This is a genomic window from Paracoccus amoyensis, from assembly GCF_014490725.1.
Taxonomy (GTDB): domain Bacteria; phylum Pseudomonadota; class Alphaproteobacteria; order Rhodobacterales; family Rhodobacteraceae; genus Paracoccus; species Paracoccus amoyensis.
Genome location: NZ_JACOQL010000001.1, coordinates 260,096 through 280,628, shown reverse-complemented (window position 1 = coordinate 280,628; position 20,533 = coordinate 260,096). Strand labels below are relative to the sequence as shown.

The window sequence follows — 20,533 nt, the reverse complement described above, 5'->3', positions numbered from 1 at the left end:
CTTAGCCCAACCGGGCGAAGGAATTGAAATCTTTATTCTGCGCAGTCACGTCGCGCTGCAAGGCCGAAATGGCCCGAGTGTCGGTCAGCGCGGGTTCTGCCGCGCCCGCCAGCATCAAATCCCCGGCGACCATGGCCACGACGGCCAGTGCCAGAAAAATTGCCGCGATGATCCGTGTCGCCCGTTTCATCGTGCCACCAGAAAGGTTGCGATATAGGAATTGCTGGCAAATTCCTGTCGTCCAACGGCGCAGAAGCTTTGGGCATCCCCCTCTTTCGCACCTTTCGAGGTCAGATACTGCTCGGCCACGGCATAGATGCGGCGACGGTCCTCGCGACTGTCAAGGAACGTGTCGATCTGTTCGTCGCTATAGCCCTTGTCCAGCGCATAGCGTTTCAGCGCCCGCGCCTGATTGTAGGCATAGACCATCCGCGCCCCATAGGCGGGGCATTCACGACGAATCCGATCCGCGATCCGCGCCGCGATCAGGCGGTCATTGACGTATTTTTCCTGGCTTAGCGGAACCTGTGCAAGGACGGGCAGTCCTGACGCGACAAGCGTTGCAGCGGTCAGAACTGTTGCAAGCAATTTTTTCATGGCTCTAGCCTCCATTTCTTCATAGAGGCACCCGTATCACGAACGGCCGCAAACAGCCCGACACGGAGGGGTGAGGAATGTGTGAACATCACCGGCGGCACCCCGCGTATTGCCACACACCAACGCTGCCCAGCATAGCATAAGTGCCAGCAGATCCGTTGCGGCCCTGCGTGCGGCAGTATTCGTGAAACGCCCGATCAGCCGAAAGCCCATCCGCCTGCGACAGCGACGCCCCCACCGGGCCGGTCACAAGGCCGCCGTTCCCGCCCGAAACGACATAGACACGGCCGTCAATATTGAACGGAACGCGGTCCGTCGGGGTGGTGCAGGCGGCAAGACCCAACAGACATAGCGCGGCAAGCGCCTTGGCGCCCCCCGTGGCTTTCAGCAGATTTGCAGTCTGTCGGATCATCGGCCTGCCTCCTACTCAGCGGCCATTGCGCCCATGCGACCGGTGCGCTTGGCCTTGATGCGGTCTTCGATTTCGTCGCGGAAGTTGCGGATCAGGCCCTGGATCGGCCATGCGGCGGCGTCGCCAAGAGCGCAGATCGTATGACCTTCGACCTGCTTGGTCACGTCCAGCAGCATGTCAATTTCCTCGACCTCTGCCTCGCCGCGCACCAGACGTTCCATCACCCGCATCATCCAGCCGGTGCCTTCACGGCAGGGCGTGCATTGGCCGCAGCTTTCATGCTTGAAGAACTTGGCCAGACGCCAGACGGCCTTGATGACATCGGTGTCCTTGTCCATGACGATCATGCAGGCCGTGCCAAAGCTGGAGCGCAGCTCGCGCATGCCGTCGTAATCCATGATGGCGTTTTCGCACTGCTCGGCCGTCAGGATCGGACAGGAGGCGCCGCCGGGGATGACCGCTTTCAGGTTTTTCCAGCCGCCACGAACACCACCACCATGCTTTTCGATCAGCTCTTTCATGCTGATCGACATGGCTTCTTCGACCACGCAAGGCGCGTTCAGATGGCCGGTCAGGCCAAACAGCTTGACACCCGCGTTGTTGGGGCGGCCAAAGCTTGCAAACCATTCCGGGCCGCGACGCAGGATCGTGGGCACAACGGCAATGGATTCCACGTTGTTCACCGTGGTCGGGCAGCCGTAAAGACCAGCACCTGCCGGGAACGGAGGCTTCATTCGGGGCATGCCCTTCTTGCCTTCCAGCGATTCCAGCAGCGCGGTTTCCTCGCCACAGATATAGGCGCCGGCGCCGTGATGCAGATACAGGTCGAAATCCCAACCCGAACCGGCGGCATTCGCGCCCAGCAGACCCGCATCATAGCATTCGTCGATGGCGGCCTGCAGCGCCTCGCGCTCGCGAATATATTCGCCGCGCAGGTAGATGTAGCAAGCATGCGCGCCCATGGCAAAGCTGGCGATCAGCGCGCCTTCGATCAGCGTATGCGGATCGTGGCGCATGATTTCGCGGTCCTTGCAGGTCGCAGGCTCGGATTCGTCGGCATTGATGACCAGATAGGACGGGCGGCCATCGCTTTCCTTGGGCATGAAGGACCATTTCAGTCCCGTCGGAAAGCCCGCGCCACCACGGCCACGCAGGCCGGATGCCTTGACCTCTTCCACGATCTTGTCGCGGCCACGGCCGATGATTTCGGCCGTGCCGTCCCAACAGCCGCGGCGCTTTGCACCAGCTAGACTGCGATCACCCATCCCGTAGAGGTTGGTGAAAATGCGATCCTGGTCTTTCAGCATCAGTTTTTTCTTCCTCTCATCCGGGCGTTACAGATTTCTGCGACGCCAGATACGCCAGGTCACGATCAGCGACCAGACAAAAGCCCCGATCGCGGCCAAATCAGCCAGAAAAGCCCATTTCGCCGCCCAATTATATTCGCTGCCCAGAAACTGGACCAGCAGCCAGATGACCATTGCCGCCGCAATCACCCCGCCGACAAGACGCATCTGCGCCGCGTCCGGATCATGTTGCGGCTTGGCCATCAATAAACGCCACCCTTCTCGACCCGAGCGGAAAATTCGGTTTCGCCGCCCTGGGCCAAAGTTCTGGCCTGCGCGACCCAATCATCACTGCGGATACGACCGCCCATTCGGCCTATCAGCTCTGCATAATGCTCGATCTGGGCATCGTCCCAAGCCGCAATCTGCGCAAAATGCGTCACACCATTTTCGTGCAGCAATTCCTCTAACTTCGGACCGATGCCTTTGATCTGCTTCAGGTCGTCGGGGTGCTGCGTCTTGCCCTTATCCGTTCCGGCCTTCGCCGGCTTCGGATCAGCCGCTTTATCAGCGGCAGGCCGAACGCCCGTCGTCGCTTGCGATTGTGGCTCAATAGCCGCCAGACTTTCCAAGCCGACCTGCCCCGGCTCTGACAGAACCTCTGGTTCCCATTCAGAGCCATCGGCACCGTCGCCCCCCAGAGAGAGCCAGATCAGAAACAGCGCCAGAACGACCGCAGAAACAAGCCCAAGGAACAGGCCCGCCAACACTGAAAAGTCGCCAATACCTGACAAGGAAAGCCAGACCAGTCCCCCAAGGATGGCACCGGAAATCCAAGCTTTTCTGGTAGCTTGCACAGTTGGCATCGTCACATCACTCCGTCGCTAAAGGCTAAACGTCTTGCTCCTTATCATAGCGGCCATCGTCTTCGGCGCGCTTGGAAAATTCAGTCTCGCCACCGGTCGCCAAAATCTTGGCCTGCGCGACCCAGTCATCGCGCGATGCACGGCCTTTGAAACCTTCCAGGTTTTGGTCGACCCAAGCCAATTCTTCCGGTCCCCAAGCCGCCACTTGATCGAAATGCCAGAAGCCAAGGCGGTTCAGCATTTCTTCCAGTTTCGGTCCGACACCATTGATCAGCTTCAGATCATCGGCACCACTGTCGCGGGCAGCGTCCAACCCTTCCGGGCGGCGGCCGGACGTGGCGGCGGCGTCAGCCGGTTCACGCTTGGCTGTTTCAGGCTTGGCTACGGATTCGACGGTGGCTTCCTGTTCGGTCACACCCGTTTCATCCACCGGCTTGCCTGCCGCAGGACGGGGTTCGTTTTCCGGGACACCATCCTGCCCTTGTTGTTGGTCTGCGGCTTGGGCCGGTTGTTGTGATTTCAGCCACTTTGTCAGGATCGGCACTTCCGTGCCATCAATGCGCTTGACGGTTTCGCCGATATCACGGGCCAATGTCGCGCTGGCATTCAGCTCGCTGCCTGAAACTTCGGTCAGGCTGGTCAGCCCCGAAACCGGCTCGGAGGCGAAGCGACCGTTTTGCGGGCCGGGCAGCGGCACTTTGCCATCCGACAGCGCGTCGATCAGCTGTTCCAATTTCTGCGGCGTCAGATCTTCGTAGTAATCCTTGCCGATCTGCGCCATCGGCGCGTTCGAGCACGCGCCCAGGCATTCGACCTCTTCCCAGCTGAACTTGCCGTCGGCCGAGACCGTATGCGGCGTCGCGGCGATCTTGCGCTTGCAAACCTCGATCAGCGCCTCGGCCCCGCAGATCATGCAGGTCGTCGTGCCGCAAATCTGGATATTGGCAACGCTTCCAACGGGTTGAAGCTGGAACATAAAGTAGAATGTCGCAACCTCAAGCGCGCGAATATACGCCATTCCCAGCAGGTTTGCGCAATATTCGATCGCCGGGCGGCTCAGCCACCCTTCCTGTTCCTGCGCGCGCCACAGAACCGGGATGATCGCCGATTGCTGGCGACCTTCGGGGAATTTGGTCATCTGCGCCCGCGCCCATTCCAGATTGGCGGGCGTGAATGCGAAGCTGTCCGGCTGAACGGGTGAAAGACGGCGAAGCATGGATCAGCCCCCTAGCGTAACGGCGATGCAGCAACCGGCGATCATGCCGGGCCGCAGAATTTCAGTGATTGTCCCAAGGGACGAGGTCGAGGCGGATTTCATCACCGGTCCACCTCACCAAACACAATGTCCTGTGTGGCGATCAAGGCCGGAACGTCGGCCAGCATATGCCCTTTGGCCATCCAGTCCATCGACTGCAAATGGGTAAAGCCCGGTGCGCGCAGCTTGGCGCGGTAGGGTTTATTGGTGCCATCGCTGACCAGATAAACGCCGAACTCGCCCTTGGGGGCTTCGACGGCGGCATAAACCTCGCCCGCGGGGACTTTGAAGCCTTCGGTGTAAAGCTTGAAGTGGTGGATCAGGCTTTCCATGTCCCGCTTCATGTCGTTGCGCTTGGGCGGTGCCAGTTTACCACGGGCCATGACGTCGCCCGCAGGTTCGGCCCGCAGTTTCTGGATCGCCTGACGCATGATGCTGACGGATTGACGCATCTCCTCCATCCGGCACAGGAAGCGGTCATAGCAATCGCCATTCTTGCCCACCGGAATCTGGAATTCAAATTCGTCATAGCATTCATAGGGTTGCGAACGGCGCAAATCCCACGCCAGACCCGAGCCACGCACCATGACGCCGGTATAGCCCCAATCCAAAGCGTCCTGTTCGGTCACGATGCCGATATTGACCAAGCGCTGCTTGAAGATACGGTTTTCGACCAGCAGGCCTGCCAGATCGTCCACGACCTTCAGAAAGGGATCGCACCATGCCTCGATATCGTCGATCAGATCAGGCGGCAGATCCTGATGAACGCCGCCGGGGCGGAAATAGGCCGCGTGCAGACGCGCACCGCAGGCCCGTTCATAGAAGATCATCAACTGTTCGCGCGGTTCGAACCCCCACAAGGGTGGCGTCAGTGCGCCGATATCCAGCGCACCAGTGGTCAAGCCCATCAGGTGGTTCAGAATGCGTCCGATTTCCGAGAACAGAACCCGGATCAGACTGGCGCGGCGCGGAATCGTGGTGCCGGTCAGGCGTTCGATTGCCAGACACCAGGCGTGTTCCTGGTTCATCGGCGCCACATAGTCCAGACGGTCGAAATAAGGCAGGTTTTGCAGGTAGGTTCTGCTTTCCATCAGCTTTTCGGTGCCACGGTGCAGCAGACCGATATGCGGGTCGGCGCGTTCGACAACCTCACCATCCAGCTCCAGCACCATACGAAGCACGCCGTGCGCGGCAGGGTGCTGCGGGCCGAAATTGATGTTGAAGTTACGGATGTTCTGTTCGCCCGACAAAATATCGTGGCTGCCATCGTCGTATTGGTTTTTGCGGATATCGCCGTCCATGGCCTTACCCCTTGCTCTTTTCGTCGCCGGGCAGCACGTATTTCGCGCCCTCCCACGGCGAAAGGAAATCGAACTGACGGTATTCCTGCGTCAGGTTCACCGGCTCATAAACGACGCGCTTTTCGGTGTCGCTATAGCGCACCTCGACATAGCCCGTGGTCGGGAAATCCTTGCGCAGCGGATAGCCGCTGAAACCGTAATCCGTCAGGATACGGCGCAAATCGGGATGTCCGCTGAACAGGATGCCGAACATGTCAAAGATTTCACGCTCATACCAGTTCGCATTCGGGAATATCCCGGTCAGCGAGGGCACGACCTCATCTTCGCGGATGGCGGCTTTCACGCGAACACGCTGGTTCTGATACATCGACAGAAAATGCCAGACGACATCGAAACGCTGCGGGCGTGCCGGGTGATCCACGGCGGTAATGTCGATCAGGGTCGAGAAACGACAGCTGGAATCAGAGCGCAGGAAATCGACCAGATCCAGAACGCCGCTGACGGTGCTGGTGATGGTCAGTTCGCCAAATTCGATGGCGGTATCCAGAACCTGATTGCTGCGGCGGAGCTGGATATGCTCGGCCAATTGGCTCAGGGCATCAATATCGGGATAAACAGCCATCTGTTACCTCACCAGCGTGCCAGTGCGCCGGATGCGGCGCTGAAGTTGCAGGATGCCATAAAGCAAGGCTTCGGCGGTCGGAGGGCAGCCCGGCACATAGATATCAACCGGGACGATCCGGTCACAGCCACGCACAACGGAATAGCTGTAGTGATAATAGCCGCCGCCATTCGCACAGCTTCCCATGGAAAGAACATAGCGCGGTTCGGGCATCTGGTCGTAAACCTTGCGCAGGGCCGGCGCCATCTTGTTGGTCAGCGTGCCAGCCACGATCATCAGGTCCGACTGACGCGGGGATGCGCGCGGCGCGGTGCCAAAGCGTTCCACGTCATAACGCGGCATCGAGACCTGCATCATCTCAACGGCGCAACAGGCCAGACCGAAGGTCATCCAGTGCAGCGAACCGTTGCGCGCCCAGTTGATGATGTCCGCGGTCGAGGTCAGCAGGAAACCTTTGTCCTGCAATTCACGGTTCAGCGCCGCGGTGGCCACTTCCTTATCGGCACCGGCGGTATTCAAACCCGTCTGGATGCCTTGCTTTTCCGGCAGGATCAGGCCCATTCCAGCGCACCCTTCTTCCATTCATAGGCAAAGCCAATTGTCAGAACGCCCAGAAAGACCATCATCGACCAGAAGGCGGCATCGGTCAGTCCGGCGAAATTGACGGCCCAGGGAAACAGGAACGCCACTTCAAGGTCGAAGATGATGAACAGGATCGACACCAGATAGAATCGGACGTCGAACTTCATCCGCGCATCGTCAAAGGCGTTAAAGCCGCATTCATAGGCACTGACCTTCTCGGGGTCGGGATTGCGGACTGCGATCAAGGCACCGGCAAGCATCAGGATAATGGCCAGTGCAGACGCCATCGCGCCGAATACGAGAATGGGCAGATATTCCTGCAGCAAATGTTCCACGAACAGTTCCCCTTGTCGGTCGCGGGGAAACTTGGCTGCCCGCGACGGGTTGGCTATGGTCGGTTTAGACCTGACAGCAGGCAGGGTCAATTGCCCCAAAGGGCGCGAAATGCGCCAGAATGCAGTGAATTGCACCAGATTCCATCACGTAACCGCTTGGGCGCTAACAGGAATGCCGCGAAAATGTGCCGGCCCGGCGGCCTGCCAGAATCGTCGACACGCACAAGACCGCAATCCGTGTCAAAACAAAACGCGGATCCCGTTGCCTGAGGATCCGCGCGACAGCACTAGCTACAGTGAGTGGTGACCTTTTGATTGCCCGATGCGGGTTTGGTGAATGGCTCACCGCTTCTTCCGATTTCCGCACAGCGACGGATCGTCGGACAGGTTTCATCCTGGGAAGAGATATTCGTGCCCTTGGCCATAACCCCTATCGAATGGTCATCAGCAGTCAGCCGGCTTTCATTTTTTTCACATTGCCAGCACTGATAACCAAGGCAAAATGAAGCAATTGGATCGATCGAAACCCGATATTTCCGACTGCTTCAAGCTGACAGTAGGAAGCTTTTCAGATTCGCGTCAATAGCGTTGACCAATGCCTTGTCGATTTGGACAGGTTTCAAAACAACCGTTCATTTCACAACCGAGCTATTGGTCTGAAATCAAACCTGATCGATTCTTTCACAGGCCTGCGCAGGCGGAATTTGCGGGTTGCGCGGGCTGATCGGTGATCCGGCTTCGGAGGAGATCGACATGGCGGGCGCGGCCTCGGCATCATCAAGGCGGGCCATGGCAGTGCTGCGCCGCCATCCCCCTTGCAGATACAGCCCGATCGCCATGATCATCGTCGCAACCATCGCCACCGGAAAGCTGACCCACAAGGCATCGACACCCAGCCATTCTCGCAATCCATAGGCGACGCCAAGCCGCACCGGATAAAGCGAAATGAACAGGATGACGACTGGCCAGACGACCTGCCCGTTCGCCCGGATCGTTCCGAACAGAACCATCGTCACACCAAAGGCGATAAAGCCCCAGGTTGCCACGCGCAGGATATGCTGACCAATCGCGATGGCCGGGCTGTCTGCGCCCAAAAAGAAGCCAAGGGCCAGATGATCGACAAAGAACAATGCCACCACCAATCCGCCGGTCAGCAGGATATTGAAGACAAGTCCCATGCGGGTGATCTGCGACACGCGGTCCCAGTTGCCTGCCCCGATATTCTGCGCAGCCATTGCACTGACCGCCGCGCCAAGCGCCATCGCAGGCATCTGGACATAGGTCCAAAGCTGCTGTGTGGCACCAAAGGCTGCGGTGGTATCAACGCCTTCGCTGTTGACCAGGGTCATCATGGTCAGCATCGCGCTGGACACGACGACCATCTGGATGCCGATTGGCAGCCCTTTGCCAACCATCAGGCGCAGGACGGACCGCGCCGGGCGCAGCAAATGCAGTTCATCCCGATGCAGACGAAGCGGATTTCGACTGGCATAGATATAGATCAGCATCGCGACCAGGCTGATATAGTTTGCAACCGCCATCGCGAATGCAGATCCGCCAATCCCCATTTCGGGCACCGGCCCCATGCCCAGAATGAACACCGGGTTCAGGACAACGTCCAGCACGACCGCCACGGCCATGAAGATCAAGGGCGTGATCGAATCCCCTGCCCCGCGCAGCGCCATCATGATCATCGTCTGCATCAGCATGGCGGGCATCGCAATGAAGGTCACTCGCAGGAAATCGCGGGCCAGCGGCGTGATCTCTGGCCCGGTTCCCAGCAAGGCCAGAACCTGTGGCGCAACCAACCAGCCAGCAACCGCGATGATCAAGGCAACCGGCGCGAAGGTGCCAATCGCCGTGCCGACGACCTCTTTCGCGCCGGTCATGTCCCTTCGCCCGATCGCCTGTCCGATCAGGATGGTCGCGGCCATTCCGAAACCAAAGACAAAAGCCGTCAGCATGAACATGATCAGGTTGCCATTGGTGGTCGCGGCCAGCGCGTTTTCCCCCAAAAGCCGCCCAACCCATACCGCGTCGATCGAGCCATTGGCGGATTGCAGGATCGACGACCCCAGGGTTGGCAGGGCAAACAGAAGCAAGGCCGAGGCGATTGATCCCGTGGTTAAATCCCGGCCTTGTGGCATTGCGATACCCTCGTTCTAAAAAGACGACTGCCAGATAACGAACCACGCGGTGGATCGGTTGCGTCCCTTCCTGTCTCGGAACACCCGGGCAATCAATCGGCCCGCACCATCGCGCAATCTAGTTGCCATGCACTGACTGCATAGCGCAATTTTCTTAGCTTTCGGCCATTTTCTTTTACCGCTTTTTGCGATAGCGCGGCCCGGCCATGCGTCTTCCGCGACGCCATGCCTCCTCCATAACCGATGCGGATCTTAGTAATGACCGAAACCAACCTTCATGCGCCCGACGTGGCGCAACGTCGAAAGCCGTTGAACTCTCCTGCTCAGGTTTTGCTGGCCAGCCTGATCGGCACAACCATCGAATTCTTTGACTTTTATGTCTATGCGACCGCGGCGGTGCTGATTTTCCCGACGCTGTTCTTTCCGGCCGAGGATGCGATGACGGCGTTGCTGGCCTCTTTCGCGACATTCTCGATTGCCTTCTTCGCCCGCCCCTTTGGCGCCGTCGTGTTCGGCCATTTTGGCGACCGGGTGGGGCGCAAAGTCACCCTGGTGGCGGCGCTCCTGACCATGGGCGTTTCCACCGTGATCATCGGGTTGCTGCCCACCTACGCCCAGATCGGCGTGGCCGCACCGGCGCTGCTGGCGCTATGCCGCTTTGGTCAGGGCTTCGGCCTTGGTGGTGAATGGGGCGGCGCGGTGCTGTTGGCCACCGAAAACGCGCCCGAAGGCAAACGCAGCTGGTATGGCATGTTCCCCCAGCTTGGTGCGCCGATCGGATTGTTCCTGTCTTCGGGATTCTTCTGGGTCATGCTGCATTTCATGAGCCAGGACGACCTGCTGACATGGGGCTGGCGCCTGCCATTCCTGGCCTCGATCCTTCTGGTCGCGTTGGGCCTTTGGGTTCGCCTGTCGATCACCGAAACCCCGGAATTTGCCGAAGCCGTCAAGCGGGACGAGCGCGTCTCGGTCCCCGTGGTCGAGCTGTTTCGCAATCACAAACGCAGCCTGTTCCTGGGCACCTTCGTGGCGCTGGTCACCTTTGTGCTGTTCTACATCTGCACGGCATGGCTGCTGTCCTACAACGTCAAGGTCCTGCAAATTCCGTTCCTTGATGCGCTGAAGCTGCAAATCTTCGGTGCGGTCGTCTTTGGCATTGCGATCCCGATTGCGGGCAAGATCGCCGACCGCGTCGGCCGCCGCCCGTTCCTGATCGTGATCACCGTGCTGATCGGCGCCTTCTCGTTCCTGCTTGGCCCATTGATGAGCGGCGGCGAAGACAAGCTGTATGTCTTCATCACCGTCGGCATGTTCCTGATGGGCCTGACCTATGGCGTGATCGGGGCCGCGCTGGCCGCGCCTTTCCCGACCAAGGTTCGCTATACCGGCGCGTCGATGACCTTCAACTTCGCAGGTATCTTCGGCGCCTCGCTGGCACCGTATGCGGCGACGTGGTTGCAGACGAATTTCGGCCTGCATTATGTCGGTTATTACATGCTGGCAGCGGCGGTCGTGACGCTGCTGTGCATTCTCGCTTCGGGGCGCGACGAAGTGTGACGCAGAAAGGCGGCCAACTGGCCGCCTTTTTCATGGGCGCTGGCGTCAGCATCCGGCGCCATCAAGCGGCGCGAACTGCGGTCCGATATTATATTCATATCAAGGATTTAAATGGTGCCCGGAGGCGGATTCGAACCACCGACACGCGGATTTTCAATCCGCTGCTCTACCAACTGAGCTATCCGGGCAATCTGGCAGCATCTCTGCCGCCGTGCGTGGAGGGTGTTTACGGTCGCTTGTCGCGACTGTCCAGCCCCAAATCGCTGTTTTTTGTTTCTCTCTCGCTCTCATCGGATGCGATGTCATCCAGGGGTGGTCCGGGGATGACATAATCGCCCCGCAGCCAGTGGCCAAGATCAACATCGGCACAGCGTTTTGAGCAGAATGGACGGTAATTGGGCGCACTATCCTTATTGCAGATCGGGCAGGCCATCAGCCTTTTCCTTCCTCGGCGAACAGGCGCTCAAGGGCGACCCGGTCGCGTTTTCGATTGATTTCATACAGGCCCATCGTGGTCCAGCCAACCAACGAGGTTTCTGCGCTTTCGCCCTTGAAGGCGGCTTTCAACACCTGATCCAACGTCGCCCGGTCGCGTTTGGGCATCGGGGCAAAGTCTACGACGATCTGGCCGCCCAGACCGCGCAAACGCAACTGCCGCGACAGATCACGCGCCAGTGCGATATTCGCCTTGAGCGATGCGGCGGGCGTTGCATCCGCACCCGTGTTCACATCAATCGCGGTCAGGGCGCGCGTCGTTTCAATATAGGCACTGGCACCGCCAGGCAAATCGACACGGGCCAGCAGAACCGCATCCAGCGCATCGGTGACGCCGCAGCGGTCAAAGCTGTCATCCCCCTCTTCGACGGCATCAGGGGCCGGCTCGGCCCAGTCCATCCAGGCCTGTTCCCACGCGTCAGGCGCATCCAGCAACAGCTCGGGCTGACCCGTGGATTCGGCTGTGACGCGATCGGCCAGGTCGACCAACTGTGCCAGTTCGTCCGCAATCTCGTCAGGGTCAGCAATCTCGGCGGCGCTTCGCATCACGATGCCGTGCGAACGCTCTCCCAAAACCTCTTGCCCGATCTGTTCAAGTTCCGTGCGCGTTTCCGTATCCCGAATACGCCGAGAGACATTCACACCGGGGGCACCGGGCGTAACCAGACTGTAGCGTCCGCGAAACGTCAGGCGCGGAGACAGCAGGATCGCTTTCCCCTCATCTGCGATCCCTGCAATCTGGACCAGCATCGGCTGTCCTTCGCGAACGCCGGACCGTTCGCGAAGATAACCACGCTCACCATCGGGCAGACGCACGAAAGCGCCGCCCTGGCCTTTCATCAACCGTTCCACCACACCGCGACAGATTGCGCCGGGCCGCAGGGGCGATAACGCACCGGGATCGGCGATCAAATCGACAAGCTGGCCGTCCACCATCAGTGCGGCGGCTTCGGCCCCGAACAAATGACCCAGAACAACTTGGCGTCCCTTCATGCCTCGACCTTCTTCCCATGAATCCCGGCCGAGGCCAGCATTGCCGCAGTTTCTGCCAACGGCAAGCCGACGACCGATGAAAATGAACCCTGAATCCACGGAATGAATGCGGCAGCGGCGCCCTGTATCGCATAAGCCCCGGCTTTGCCCTGCCAATCGCCGATATCAAGGTAGCGTTCAAGTTCCGGGGCAGAAATGGGGCGCATCCGAACCAGTGTTTCCACCAGACGTGTCCGAGATTTGCTGTTCTGGTGCAGGACAACGGCTGTCAAGACGCGATGCCTGCGCCCGGACATCAGACGCATGAAATCCGCAGCCTCATCCCGGCTTTCCGGCTTCCCCAGGATGCGCCGGCCGACGGCAACCGTGGTGTCCGCGCACAACAACACGTCGTCCCTCTCGGCGCCCAAAGCCGTGGCTTTGGCCAAGGCGATACGCAGCACGTAATCCCGTGGCGCTTCGGCTTTCAGGGGGCTTTCGTCGATATCAGCGCTGCGCAGGTCATCGGGCACAATGCCGATCTGCGCAAGCAACTGCAATCGCCGCGGACTTGCCGATCCAAGGATCAGTCGCGGCGTGTCAGTCCGTCGTGTCGATTTGTCGTCGGCGACAACGCCGACGTCACTTGAAGCGGTAATTGATCCGCCCCTTGGTCAGGTCATAGGTGTTCATTTCCACCTGAACCTTGTCACCGGCCAGAACACGGATGCGGTTCTTGCGCATCTTTCCTGCCATATGTGCGATGATTTCATGGCCGTTTTCAAGCTCGACCCGGAATGTCGCATTTGGCAGGAGTTCCTTAACGACGCCGGGAAATTCGAGCATTTCTTCCTTGGCCATGGTCGCTCCATTTTGATCATCCCGCAGGATTCGGGACGCCCGGTTAAATGCGATCAAGTCTGGGAGAATTCAAGTGCAAAGCGTGTTTTCAGCCAATTGATGCGCCGTTTCCCCCGGTTTGTGGGACAAGTTTGTCGGTTTCTGTCCCTTTCAGGTGGGCTGCACGGAACTCATCAGGTCCGAACAGGTCCAGTGGCAAAGCCTCTGCGATCAAAGGAGCAGCCATTGCCCGGGCGGGTTCGGCATCACCCGCCTCACCGGAATGCAGCCGGATGGCGTGGCAGCCATCTGCTTCGCCAAACTTCCCCACAGCCAGCACCTGACCATCGATTGTTTCGATTTGGGCGGCGGACAGATTTACGCGTGGCAGCGGCAGCATCTGTCCGGGTACCAAATTGCGAAGCTCTTTCAGCGTGATCTGACGGCGGCACAGAACACCGATCACCTCTATCGGGGCATCCTGAACGCTGGTCGCCACAAAGCCAGCGCGATGATCGCTTGATTGCGGCGGAACGGCAGGGGCCTGCTTCGCGGGCTGCTGTTCGGGGCGTGCCACCTCTCGTCTGTCACCTTCCCCGCCGACATGTGGTAACGCCAGAAAGATGCGCGCGTCGCGTGTCTCTGTCGCACCAAGCCGCAGTCGAAATTCAAGGCTGCGGTAGGGTTTATCTTCCAACATCAATGCCAGCGGACGGGGATCATCCAGATAGGTCGCATAGCGATAGCCCGAAAAGCCATCGAACCCTTCGACGCCGGCCATTTCCGTCGCCAGTTCGGCCATCAGCGCATTCACGAATTCCACACACAGCATCGCATCACTACGCGTCAGCTTGCGACGTTCAACGGGCCGTTTCGTGATGCGGCCAAGCGCCTGCATTTCGATCAGCGCCGTCACGGCTTCTGGACACAGCGCCACCACACCAACCGCATCCGCAACGCCCTGAACAATTGTCAGCAATGAGGGTTCTGGCAGAACTTCGGTCATCTCGGCCAGGGTCAATGCGCCGATGTCAATTCCAACCGGCTGCACACCCAGCCGATACAGGCGTTCTGCCGCACGCCCAATCGCGGTCGCCGCAGCGCGGGCCGGAGTTTGCGGGACCGGAAGCGGCAATTGCGGCGGGCGGTCACGACTGGACGCCGCCTGATCACGCGCCTGCAGCATGCGGCGCAGAACGCCAGGATTTTCAGATCGCTCTGTCACCGCCATTATCAAGCCAAATCCGAATCAATAACCTTGACCCTCAATCTGGCAGGTCTGGCTTTACGAAAGGTTTACGCGTGATGGCTGCTGATCCCGCTGGGCAACATGCGGCTGACCAGGGCGCAAAGATCGCGCCCCACAAACGGTCTGGGCAAGATCGCGTCGGCCTGCGCCGCATTATCCGCATCATCCTGATTGCCGGTCAGCATGACCACTGGCGTCAGCGCAAGACTTAGGTCGCCGTCCTTGCGCAATTCCGACAGAATTTCAGCACCGGAGCGGCTTGGCGTATTCAGATCAAGAATGATCATTCGCGGCCGAACTTCGCGGATGACATCCATGCCGCGCTGATCCTCTTGATGAAACGCCACCTTCCAGCCATGGCGCGTCAGGACGACCTTGGCCATTTTCGCCACGTTCCGCTTATTCTCGATGACAAGAATATCCAGCATCGGCGCGTCGCAAGCCTCCCCCAAGCCCTACTCGCAGTGGAGACAAATTTTGCCTCAACTTGTCGTTTTCACATAGGGAAAACACATAGAGACGTCACGGTTTCGGCGCGATTTCGCCTATAAGGCGAGTCGGCTGGATCATGGGCTCAAACAGCAATCCCATGACGACCAGCAAGGTCGGTGAAAAACTGCCACGCCACGCGGCCTGAACGACCGCCGCGTGTCGCCTGCCATTCAATGGCCTCTGCACGCAGATTTTCGGCGCCGATATCAATGCCATAGGCATCGCAATAGCCAGACACCATCGCCAAATATTCGTCCTGCGAACAACTGTGAAAGCCCAGCCACAGACCAAAGCGATCCGACAGCGACACTTTTTCCTCGACCGCCTCTCCGGGGTGGATCGCTGACGACCGCTCATTGTCGATCATGTCACGTGGCATCAAATGGCGACGATTCGAGGTCGCATAGAGAATCACGTTCGAGGGGCGGCCGCTAAGCCCGCCATCCAGAACCGCCTTGAGCGATTTGTATTGGGTATCGTCGTGGCTGAAGGACAGGTCATCCGAAAACAGCAGGAAACGCCGGTTTGTCGCCCGACCCAGAATGGTTAACAGACGTCCGACGCTGTCCAGATCTTCGCGCGCAATCTCGACCAGGACCAGCGGCAAACCCTGGGCTATCGCCTCGGCATGAACGGCCTTGACCAGCGATGATTTTCCCATACCACGCGCGCCCCAAAGAAGCGCATTATTCGCGCCAAATCCGCGTGCGAATTGCAGCGTATTGGCAAGAAGCGTGTCCTTGGCCCTGTCGATGCCGATCAATTGCACCAGATCGACACGCGACACGGTATCGACCGGCTCAAGATGATCGGGGTTGGGATGCCAGATATAGGCCGACGCCTCGCTAAAACTGGGCACAGGTGCGGGCGCAGGCGCCAGACGTTCCAGCGCCGCTGCGATCCGCTGCAACGGGTCGGTCAGATCATCTCGGCCATTCATGCCTGTTCTTCTTCCTCATCCTCGACCCAAGTGCCGTTGGCACGCATTTCAGCCTCGCGCCGCTTTTCGATGCGGCGGATCAGCTGAATCGACACTTCGTAAAGGGCATAGATCACCGAGAACAACACCACCTGAGAGATCACATCCGGCGGGGTCGCCACGGCGGCAAGGACAAGGATGCCGACAATCGCATAACGCCGAGCGGCGCCCAGACCGCTGGACGAAACCAGCCCCGCCTTGCCCATCAGCGTCAGCAGAACCGGCAACTGAAAGCTAAGACCGAACGCCAGAATGAACTTGATCGTCAGGCTCAGGTATTCCTGCATCGAGCCTTGGAACGCGATCCCGGCAACGCTGTCTGTCGTCGTCACCTCCTTTGTCGTGGCGACAACCGGGGCCTGCTGAAAGCTGAGAAAGAAGTCATAAGCCATTGGCAGGATGACATAATATGCGAATGTCGCGCCAATCGCGAACATGATCGGCGAGGCCAGCAGAAACGGGAGGAATGCGGCCTTTTCAGACCGATAAAGGCCCGGCGCGACGAAGCGCCACAGCTGAAAGGCGATGATCGGGAAGGACAGCGCGAAGCCCCCGAAGAACGAGATATTGATGGCCGTGAAAAAGCCCTCTTGCAGTTTGATGATCTGCAACTGGCAACTTTGTCCACGCGCTTCCAGCGCCGCGCAGATCGGCTGTGTCAGGATGTTGTAGATGGGCTGCCAGACCGTGTAGCAAAGGATCATGGCGGCGATAAAAGCCGCCATTGACCACATGATACGGGTCCGCAACTCGGCCAGATGCTCGATCAGCGGGGCCGAGCTGTCTTCAAGCTCGTCTTCCTTCAGGGGCTTGGTCGCCAATTCAGTCGTCTTTCCTGTCACTGCGCCGCACGGCATGTAATCTGCGCGTTCCGGGCTGCGGCGCGGCATCGGCGGGCGAGGTCGCGGCTACCTGCGGCTGAGCCGGGGGCGGCGGCGCGTCGGCGGGCCGGGCGGGTGCGTTTGGATCGACAGGCGCATTGGTTCGTGCTTTGGGAATTTTGGGATCCCACTTCTCGAACCTGTCGGCGGCGCGATCCAGAGCATCCAGACCAAGCGATTTTTTCGAGGTCAGCGACTGAACATCCCGCAGCGACTTCGTGGCTTCGTCCAGACCGGCATTTTTCGCCGCATCGTCCATGGCCGACGTGAATTCCCGCGCCATGCTGCGTGCCTTGGCCGTGAACCGGCCAAGAGAATGGAACAAATGCGGCAGATCCTTTGGACCGACAACGATCAGCGCAACCACGCCGATCAGCAAAAGTTCGGTCCAGCCGATGTCGAACATGATATCGCCTTAGCTGCGGTCAGGGGTCTGATCGGTCGTGTGCGGCGTCACGTCACGGGCCTTTTCGCCAGGCACTTCACGCGTGGTATCCGCAGCTTTTTCGATTTCGTTGTTGCCGTCATTCACGCCTTTTTTGAAGGCGGTGATGCCCTTGCCGACTTCGCCCATCAGCGACGAGACCTTGCCCCGACCAAACAGGACAAGCACGACGACCGCGATCAGAAGAAGGCCAGGAAGGCCAATGTTGTTGAACATAGTAAGCTCCCTCTCCGGGCGGTTCCAGCCGCCCGCGTTGCAGGTTTATGCGCACAGCGGGGTGATTGCAAAGCTCTATTCCGTGATCATGCCCCATCAGCAACGAATGGATCAGGTGATGGTCCGTATCACGATTCGGGCGCGGCTTCCGCAAATGCGCATATGACTGCCAGCATGATTATAACGCGTATTCCGCGCCCAGTCATTGCCAAGCACGGCTCAACACACCATTTTCAGAAAGATTGCCCAACCCTTGGGATCGTTTCAGGAAACATTTGATGACCAATACCGACACGATGCAGCTTGCTTACTATGTCGTGCTGCTGATCGTGATCGGCGGAGCTTTGATATTCGAGCTGTCAGGCCGGGGTGGCAAGGCATTGCGTCAACTGGTTCTGTGGATCGTCATTTTTGCCGGTGTCGCGCTGGCCGCTGAATGGTGGGACAATGGCGGCATGTCGCAACAACAGGTGTTGCAGGGGGGGCGAATCGAAATCCCGGTCGGTCGCGATGGGCATTTCCACCTTGATGCCCAGGTGAATGGCCAGACCGTCCGGTTCATGGTTGATACCGGCGCATCGACGATCGCGCTTGGCCGTGAGGATGCCCGAAAGGCGGGGATCGACCCCGACGATCTGGCCTATATCGGCACGGCCATGACCGCCAATGGTCGCGTCCAGACAGCACCGATCACGCTGGACGAAATGGCAATTGGCGAAATTACCGACCACAATGTCAGGGCATGGGTGATTGGCGGCGATATGGATGGCTCGCTTCTGGGCATGTCCTATCTGCGGACCTTTGCCCGCGTCAGTTTCGAAGGCGATCTTTTGGTTCTGGAACGCTAAGTTCGCCTTGCAACCCGCACCGCACCTGATTAACGTCACATCATTCCGTTGGGGTGCCCCGTTCCGGGGCTGAGAGGCCATGCGCTAACCCATCGAACCTGATCCGGGCAATGCCGGCGTAGGGAACGGAGAGTGTATGTGCCCTTACGGCGCATTTCCCCCCTCCCCTATGTCCAGGTGCCCAAGCGGAGGATGTATGAACGGGGCGGCGAAGCTTCTGATTATCGCAGGGTCCGACAGCGGTGGCGGCGCGGGCATTCAGGCGGACGTGAAATCGGCATCTGCGCGCGGTGTTTACACCACCACGGCAATCACAGCGATCACGGCACAGAACACATTGGCGGTGCAGGCCGTGCAGTTGATGCCTGCCGATCTGGTGCAGGCGCAGATGGTTTCAGTGCTGCAAGATATCGGTGCGGATGCGATAAAGATCGGGATGCTCGGCTCGGCAACCATCGCCCGGACTGTCGCAGATACGCTTGCCGGATATCCTGGGCCGGTGGTGGTGGACCCGGTGATGATTGCAAAATCGGGCGATCCGCTGGTGGATGAAGACGCCATCGCCACGCTGCGCGATCGCCTGCTAAGCCGTGCGTTTCTGCTGACGCCTAACCTGCCCGAGGCCGCGCGTCTATTGGACACGCGCATGGCCGTCACACCGCAGCAGATCGCAGAACAGGGCCGTGCGCTTATCGATCTGGGCGCAAAAGCCGTCTTGATGAAAGGCGGCCATGCTGCCGGCGATACCTGCACCGACTGGCTGATCATGTCGGATTTTTCAACCCCGTTTACCGCACCACGCATCGACACCCGCAATACGCACGGAACCGGCTGTTCGCTGTCCTCGGCCATTGCCGCCGAATTGGCCAAAGGGGCGGACCTGATCAATGCCGTTCGGATCGCACATATCTGGCTGCAAGGGGCGATCAAGGCAGCCGATCACCTGCATATTGGATCGGGGCACGGTCCCATCCACCATTTTCACGAGACATGGGCATGAGCGACGTCATCTCTGTCCTGGGGGCTGGTGTCGCCGGGCTGACCATCGCAACGGAACTGGTCCGGCGTGGGGCCAAGGTGCAGTTGATTGATCCGAATGGCGGGCCGGGTGCACATAATTGTTCATGGTGGGCAGGCGGCATGCTTGCCCCCTTCTGCGAGGGGGAAACGGCCGAGGAACCCGTGGTCCGCCTGGGCCAAAAAGCGGTGACCTGGTGGGAAAAGGCAGGGGCCGATGTCACGCGGCGCGGCTCTCTGGTTGTCGCCCTTGGGCGCGACCGAGGCGAACTAGACCGCTTTGCGCGTCGCACCACGGGCTATCAGCGGCTGAGCCGCGATTGGCTGACCCAGATCGAGCCGTCTTTGGCCGACCGCCATGACCACGCCCTTTTCTTTGATACCGAGGCGCATATCGCCCCTCGCCAAGCCCTGAGCGTGCTGGAAAATTCCCTGTCGCAGGCCGGGGTTACAATCGAGAAATCAGCGCCAAGGGGCCGCATCATAGATTGTCGCGGTCTGTCTGCCCGCGATCAATTGCCCGATTTACGCGGGGTGCGGGGTGAAATGGCGTTGCTGCATGCCCCCGATGTCCAGATCAGCCGCCCCGTGCGGCTGCTGCATCCACGTCACCCCATCTATATCGTGCCGCGTGGCGACGGCATTTACATGCTGGGGGCTACGCAAATCGAAAGCCATGATCGCGGCCCTGCGCGACTACGCTCGGTCGTTGAACTGCTGAACGCGGTCTATGCGCTGGACCCGGCATTCGCCGAAGCACGGGTCCTGGAAATCGGTGCGGATGCCCGCCCGGCTTTTCCCGACAATCTGCCACGCATCCGCAAACGCGATGGAAGAATATTCATCAACGGACTGTTTCGACATGGATTTCTTCTGGCACCCGCATTGGCGCAGATGGCCGCTGATCTGGCGCTAGACAACAAAAAACCGGAGGTGATGGATGAAGATCACGGTGAATGGTGAGCTGAAACATATCAGCGCCACAACGCTGCAAACCGCGTTGGTGGAACTGGGTTATGCCGATGCCCGCGTCGCGACGGCAGTGAATGAAACCTTCGTGCCGTCATCCGCGCGTGCTGGACAGGCGCTGGCAGAGGGTGATCGCCTTGAAATTCTTGCGCCGATGCAGGGGGGATGAA

The 20,533-nt window shown here is 59.4% G+C and carries 27 protein-coding genes, 1 tRNA gene and 1 riboswitch; of the genes, 5 read left to right on the top strand and 23 right to left on the bottom strand.

Features of this window, described 5'->3' with window-relative positions; all coding sequences use genetic code 11:
• Position 1: 1 nt before the first annotated feature.
• From H4P12_RS01445 to H4P12_RS01390, 12 genes are all read right to left on the bottom strand, one after another.
• Positions 2-190, bottom strand: coding sequence for a hypothetical protein (locus tag H4P12_RS01445; RefSeq protein ID WP_187791806.1), 189 nt, complete (start codon positions 188-190; stop codon positions 2-4).
• Positions 187-597 (bottom strand): DUF5333 domain-containing protein, encoded by a 411-nt coding sequence (locus tag H4P12_RS01440; protein ID WP_187791805.1) that lies wholly within the window; start codon positions 595-597, stop codon positions 187-189. The genes H4P12_RS01445 and H4P12_RS01440 overlap by 4 nt, the downstream gene beginning before the upstream one ends.
• An 88-nt stretch (positions 598-685) precedes the next feature.
• Positions 686-1,009: a hypothetical protein gene (locus tag H4P12_RS01435; RefSeq protein WP_187791804.1), complete on the bottom strand. Its 324-nt coding sequence runs from the start codon at positions 1,007-1,009 to the stop codon at positions 686-688.
• 11 nt (positions 1,010-1,020) lie between these two features.
• Positions 1,021-2,316, bottom strand: coding sequence for an NADH-quinone oxidoreductase subunit NuoF (gene nuoF, locus H4P12_RS01430; protein WP_187791803.1), 1,296 nt, complete (start codon positions 2,314-2,316; stop codon positions 1,021-1,023).
• A gap of 27 nt (positions 2,317-2,343) precedes the next feature.
• Complete coding sequence (locus tag H4P12_RS01425; protein ID WP_187791802.1) at positions 2,344-2,559, bottom strand: DUF5337 domain-containing protein; 216 nt, start codon at positions 2,557-2,559, stop codon at positions 2,344-2,346.
• Complete coding sequence (locus tag H4P12_RS01420) at positions 2,559-3,161, bottom strand: hypothetical protein (protein ID WP_187791801.1); 603 nt, start codon at positions 3,159-3,161, stop codon at positions 2,559-2,561. Before H4P12_RS01420 ends, H4P12_RS01425 begins: the two co-directional genes overlap by 1 nt.
• Positions 3,162-3,186: 25 nt before the next feature.
• Positions 3,187-4,377: an NADH-quinone oxidoreductase subunit E gene (locus tag H4P12_RS01415; RefSeq protein ID WP_187791800.1), complete on the bottom strand. Its 1,191-nt coding sequence runs from the start codon at positions 4,375-4,377 to the stop codon at positions 3,187-3,189.
• Between the two features lie 101 nt (positions 4,378-4,478).
• Positions 4,479-5,717 (bottom strand): NADH-quinone oxidoreductase subunit D, encoded by a 1,239-nt coding sequence (locus tag H4P12_RS01410; protein ID WP_187791799.1) that lies wholly within the window; start codon positions 5,715-5,717, stop codon positions 4,479-4,481.
• 4 nt (positions 5,718-5,721) lie between these two features.
• Positions 5,722-6,339 carry an NADH-quinone oxidoreductase subunit C gene (locus H4P12_RS01405; RefSeq protein WP_187791798.1) on the bottom strand — a complete coding sequence of 206 codons (618 nt, stop codon included), beginning with the start codon at positions 6,337-6,339 and terminating at the stop codon, positions 5,722-5,724.
• A gap of 3 nt (positions 6,340-6,342) precedes the next feature.
• Positions 6,343-6,900, bottom strand: coding sequence for a NuoB/complex I 20 kDa subunit family protein (locus H4P12_RS01400; protein ID WP_187791797.1), 558 nt, complete (start codon positions 6,898-6,900; stop codon positions 6,343-6,345).
• Positions 6,891-7,256 carry an NADH-quinone oxidoreductase subunit A gene (locus H4P12_RS01395; protein WP_187791796.1) on the bottom strand — a complete coding sequence of 122 codons (366 nt, stop codon included), beginning with the start codon at positions 7,254-7,256 and terminating at the stop codon, positions 6,891-6,893. The genes H4P12_RS01400 and H4P12_RS01395 overlap by 10 nt, the downstream gene beginning before the upstream one ends.
• Before the next feature lie 662 nt (positions 7,257-7,918).
• Entirely contained in the window at positions 7,919-9,403 is a 1,485-nt protein-coding gene (locus H4P12_RS01390) for an MATE family efflux transporter (protein WP_187791795.1), read from the bottom strand.
• A gap of 258 nt (positions 9,404-9,661) precedes the next feature.
• Between H4P12_RS01390 and H4P12_RS01385 the strand changes: the two genes are divergently transcribed.
• Positions 9,662-10,960, top strand: a complete 1,299-nt coding sequence (locus tag H4P12_RS01385) for an MFS transporter (RefSeq protein ID WP_187791794.1) — start codon at positions 9,662-9,664, stop codon at positions 10,958-10,960.
• A gap of 112 nt (positions 10,961-11,072) precedes the next feature.
• Here the strand turns inward: H4P12_RS01385 and H4P12_RS01380 are convergent.
• The 11 genes from H4P12_RS01380 to H4P12_RS01330 form a co-directional block, all read right to left on the bottom strand.
• A tRNA-Phe gene (locus H4P12_RS01380) sits at positions 11,073-11,148 on the bottom strand.
• Positions 11,149-11,186: 38 nt separating this feature from the next.
• The gene (locus tag H4P12_RS01375; protein WP_187791793.1) at positions 11,187-11,393 is read right to left on the bottom strand and encodes a DNA gyrase inhibitor YacG; all 207 of its coding nucleotides are present in this window, start codon (positions 11,391-11,393) and stop codon (positions 11,187-11,189) included.
• Entirely contained in the window at positions 11,393-12,448 is a 1,056-nt protein-coding gene (locus tag H4P12_RS01370; protein ID WP_187791792.1) for a ribonuclease E/G, read from the bottom strand. The genes H4P12_RS01375 and H4P12_RS01370 overlap by 1 nt, the downstream gene beginning before the upstream one ends.
• Positions 12,445-13,017 (bottom strand): Maf family protein, encoded by a 573-nt coding sequence (locus H4P12_RS01365; protein ID WP_223115695.1) that lies wholly within the window; start codon positions 13,015-13,017, stop codon positions 12,445-12,447. Before H4P12_RS01365 ends, H4P12_RS01370 begins: the two co-directional genes overlap by 4 nt.
• 52 nt (positions 13,018-13,069) lie before the next feature.
• Positions 13,070-13,288 carry a translation initiation factor IF-1 gene (gene infA / locus H4P12_RS01360; protein WP_010397442.1) on the bottom strand — a complete coding sequence of 73 codons (219 nt, stop codon included), beginning with the start codon at positions 13,286-13,288 and terminating at the stop codon, positions 13,070-13,072.
• Between the two features lie 88 nt (positions 13,289-13,376).
• Positions 13,377-14,453, bottom strand: a complete 1,077-nt coding sequence (locus H4P12_RS01355; protein WP_187791791.1) for a FliM/FliN family flagellar motor switch protein — start codon at positions 14,451-14,453, stop codon at positions 13,377-13,379.
• Between the two features lie 110 nt (positions 14,454-14,563).
• Entirely contained in the window at positions 14,564-14,944 is a 381-nt protein-coding gene (locus tag H4P12_RS01350) for a response regulator (RefSeq protein WP_187791790.1), read from the bottom strand.
• Positions 14,945-15,090: 146 nt separating this feature from the next.
• Entirely contained in the window at positions 15,091-15,948 is an 858-nt protein-coding gene (locus tag H4P12_RS01345; RefSeq protein WP_246448780.1) for an ATP-binding protein, read from the bottom strand.
• Positions 15,945-16,808, bottom strand: a complete 864-nt coding sequence (tatC, locus tag H4P12_RS01340) for a twin-arginine translocase subunit TatC (protein ID WP_246448778.1) — start codon at positions 16,806-16,808, stop codon at positions 15,945-15,947. The genes H4P12_RS01345 and tatC overlap by 4 nt, the downstream gene beginning before the upstream one ends.
• 1 nt (position 16,809) lies before the next feature.
• Entirely contained in the window at positions 16,810-17,274 is a 465-nt protein-coding gene (tatB, locus tag H4P12_RS01335) for a Sec-independent protein translocase protein TatB (RefSeq protein WP_187791789.1), read from the bottom strand.
• A gap of 9 nt (positions 17,275-17,283) precedes the next feature.
• Positions 17,284-17,529, bottom strand: a complete 246-nt coding sequence (locus H4P12_RS01330; protein ID WP_187791788.1) for a twin-arginine translocase TatA/TatE family subunit — start codon at positions 17,527-17,529, stop codon at positions 17,284-17,286.
• 278 nt (positions 17,530-17,807) lie between these two features.
• Between H4P12_RS01330 and H4P12_RS01325 the strand changes: the two genes are divergently transcribed.
• From H4P12_RS01325 to thiS, 4 genes are all read left to right on the top strand, one after another.
• Positions 17,808-18,377, top strand: a complete 570-nt coding sequence (locus H4P12_RS01325) for a retropepsin-like aspartic protease family protein (RefSeq protein WP_246448777.1) — start codon at positions 17,808-17,810, stop codon at positions 18,375-18,377.
• 39 nt (positions 18,378-18,416) lie between these two features.
• A riboswitch (TPP riboswitch) is annotated at positions 18,417-18,519 on the top strand.
• A gap of 54 nt (positions 18,520-18,573) precedes the next feature.
• The gene (gene thiD, locus H4P12_RS01320) at positions 18,574-19,377 is read left to right on the top strand and encodes a bifunctional hydroxymethylpyrimidine kinase/phosphomethylpyrimidine kinase (protein WP_187791787.1); all 804 of its coding nucleotides are present in this window, start codon (positions 18,574-18,576) and stop codon (positions 19,375-19,377) included.
• Complete coding sequence (locus tag H4P12_RS01315; RefSeq protein WP_187791786.1) at positions 19,374-20,357, top strand: FAD-dependent oxidoreductase; 984 nt, start codon at positions 19,374-19,376, stop codon at positions 20,355-20,357. The genes thiD and H4P12_RS01315 overlap by 4 nt, the downstream gene beginning before the upstream one ends.
• The gene (thiS, locus tag H4P12_RS01310; RefSeq protein WP_187791785.1) at positions 20,335-20,532 is read left to right on the top strand and encodes a sulfur carrier protein ThiS; all 198 of its coding nucleotides are present in this window, start codon (positions 20,335-20,337) and stop codon (positions 20,530-20,532) included. The genes H4P12_RS01315 and thiS overlap by 23 nt, the downstream gene beginning before the upstream one ends.
• Position 20,533 lies beyond the last annotated feature (1 nt).

Coding starts and splice junctions, on each gene's coding strand:
- H4P12_RS01420 (WP_187791801.1), bottom strand. CDS start 3,161: ATGCCAACTGTGCAAGCTACCAGAAAAGCTTGGATTTCCGGTGCCATC.
- H4P12_RS01405 (WP_187791798.1), bottom strand. CDS start 6,339: ATGGCTGTTTATCCCGATATTGATGCCCTGAGCCAATTGGCCGAGCAT.
- H4P12_RS01315 (WP_187791786.1), top strand. CDS start 19,374: ATGAGCGACGTCATCTCTGTCCTGGGGGCTGGTGTCGCCGGGCTGACC.
- H4P12_RS01435 (WP_187791804.1), bottom strand. CDS start 1,009: ATGATCCGACAGACTGCAAATCTGCTGAAAGCCACGGGGGGCGCCAAG.
- tatB (WP_187791789.1), bottom strand. CDS start 17,274: ATGTTCGACATCGGCTGGACCGAACTTTTGCTGATCGGCGTGGTTGCG.
- nuoF (WP_187791803.1), bottom strand. CDS start 2,316: ATGCTGAAAGACCAGGATCGCATTTTCACCAACCTCTACGGGATGGGT.
- H4P12_RS01400 (WP_187791797.1), bottom strand. CDS start 6,900: ATGGGCCTGATCCTGCCGGAAAAGCAAGGCATCCAGACGGGTTTGAAT.
- thiD (WP_187791787.1), top strand. CDS start 18,574: ATGAACGGGGCGGCGAAGCTTCTGATTATCGCAGGGTCCGACAGCGGT.
- H4P12_RS01390 (WP_187791795.1), bottom strand. CDS start 9,403: ATGCCACAAGGCCGGGATTTAACCACGGGATCAATCGCCTCGGCCTTG.
- H4P12_RS01370 (WP_187791792.1), bottom strand. CDS start 12,448: ATGAAGGGACGCCAAGTTGTTCTGGGTCATTTGTTCGGGGCCGAAGCC.
- H4P12_RS01440 (WP_187791805.1), bottom strand. CDS start 597: ATGAAAAAATTGCTTGCAACAGTTCTGACCGCTGCAACGCTTGTCGCG.
- H4P12_RS01375 (WP_187791793.1), bottom strand. CDS start 11,393: ATGGCCTGCCCGATCTGCAATAAGGATAGTGCGCCCAATTACCGTCCA.
- H4P12_RS01445 (WP_187791806.1), bottom strand. CDS start 190: ATGAAACGGGCGACACGGATCATCGCGGCAATTTTTCTGGCACTGGCC.
- H4P12_RS01425 (WP_187791802.1), bottom strand. CDS start 2,559: ATGGCCAAGCCGCAACATGATCCGGACGCGGCGCAGATGCGTCTTGTC.
- H4P12_RS01325 (WP_246448777.1), top strand. CDS start 17,808: ATGACCAATACCGACACGATGCAGCTTGCTTACTATGTCGTGCTGCTG.
- H4P12_RS01345 (WP_246448780.1), bottom strand. CDS start 15,948: ATGAATGGCCGAGATGATCTGACCGACCCGTTGCAGCGGATCGCAGCG.
- H4P12_RS01330 (WP_187791788.1), bottom strand. CDS start 17,529: ATGTTCAACAACATTGGCCTTCCTGGCCTTCTTCTGATCGCGGTCGTC.
- H4P12_RS01385 (WP_187791794.1), top strand. CDS start 9,662: ATGACCGAAACCAACCTTCATGCGCCCGACGTGGCGCAACGTCGAAAG.
- H4P12_RS01410 (WP_187791799.1), bottom strand. CDS start 5,717: ATGGACGGCGATATCCGCAAAAACCAATACGACGATGGCAGCCACGAT.
- H4P12_RS01350 (WP_187791790.1), bottom strand. CDS start 14,944: ATGCTGGATATTCTTGTCATCGAGAATAAGCGGAACGTGGCGAAAATG.
- infA (WP_010397442.1), bottom strand. CDS start 13,288: ATGGCCAAGGAAGAAATGCTCGAATTTCCCGGCGTCGTTAAGGAACTC.
- H4P12_RS01355 (WP_187791791.1), bottom strand. CDS start 14,453: ATGCTGCAGGCGCGTGATCAGGCGGCGTCCAGTCGTGACCGCCCGCCG.
- H4P12_RS01415 (WP_187791800.1), bottom strand. CDS start 4,377: ATGCTTCGCCGTCTTTCACCCGTTCAGCCGGACAGCTTCGCATTCACG.
- thiS (WP_187791785.1), top strand. CDS start 20,335: ATGAAGATCACGGTGAATGGTGAGCTGAAACATATCAGCGCCACAACG.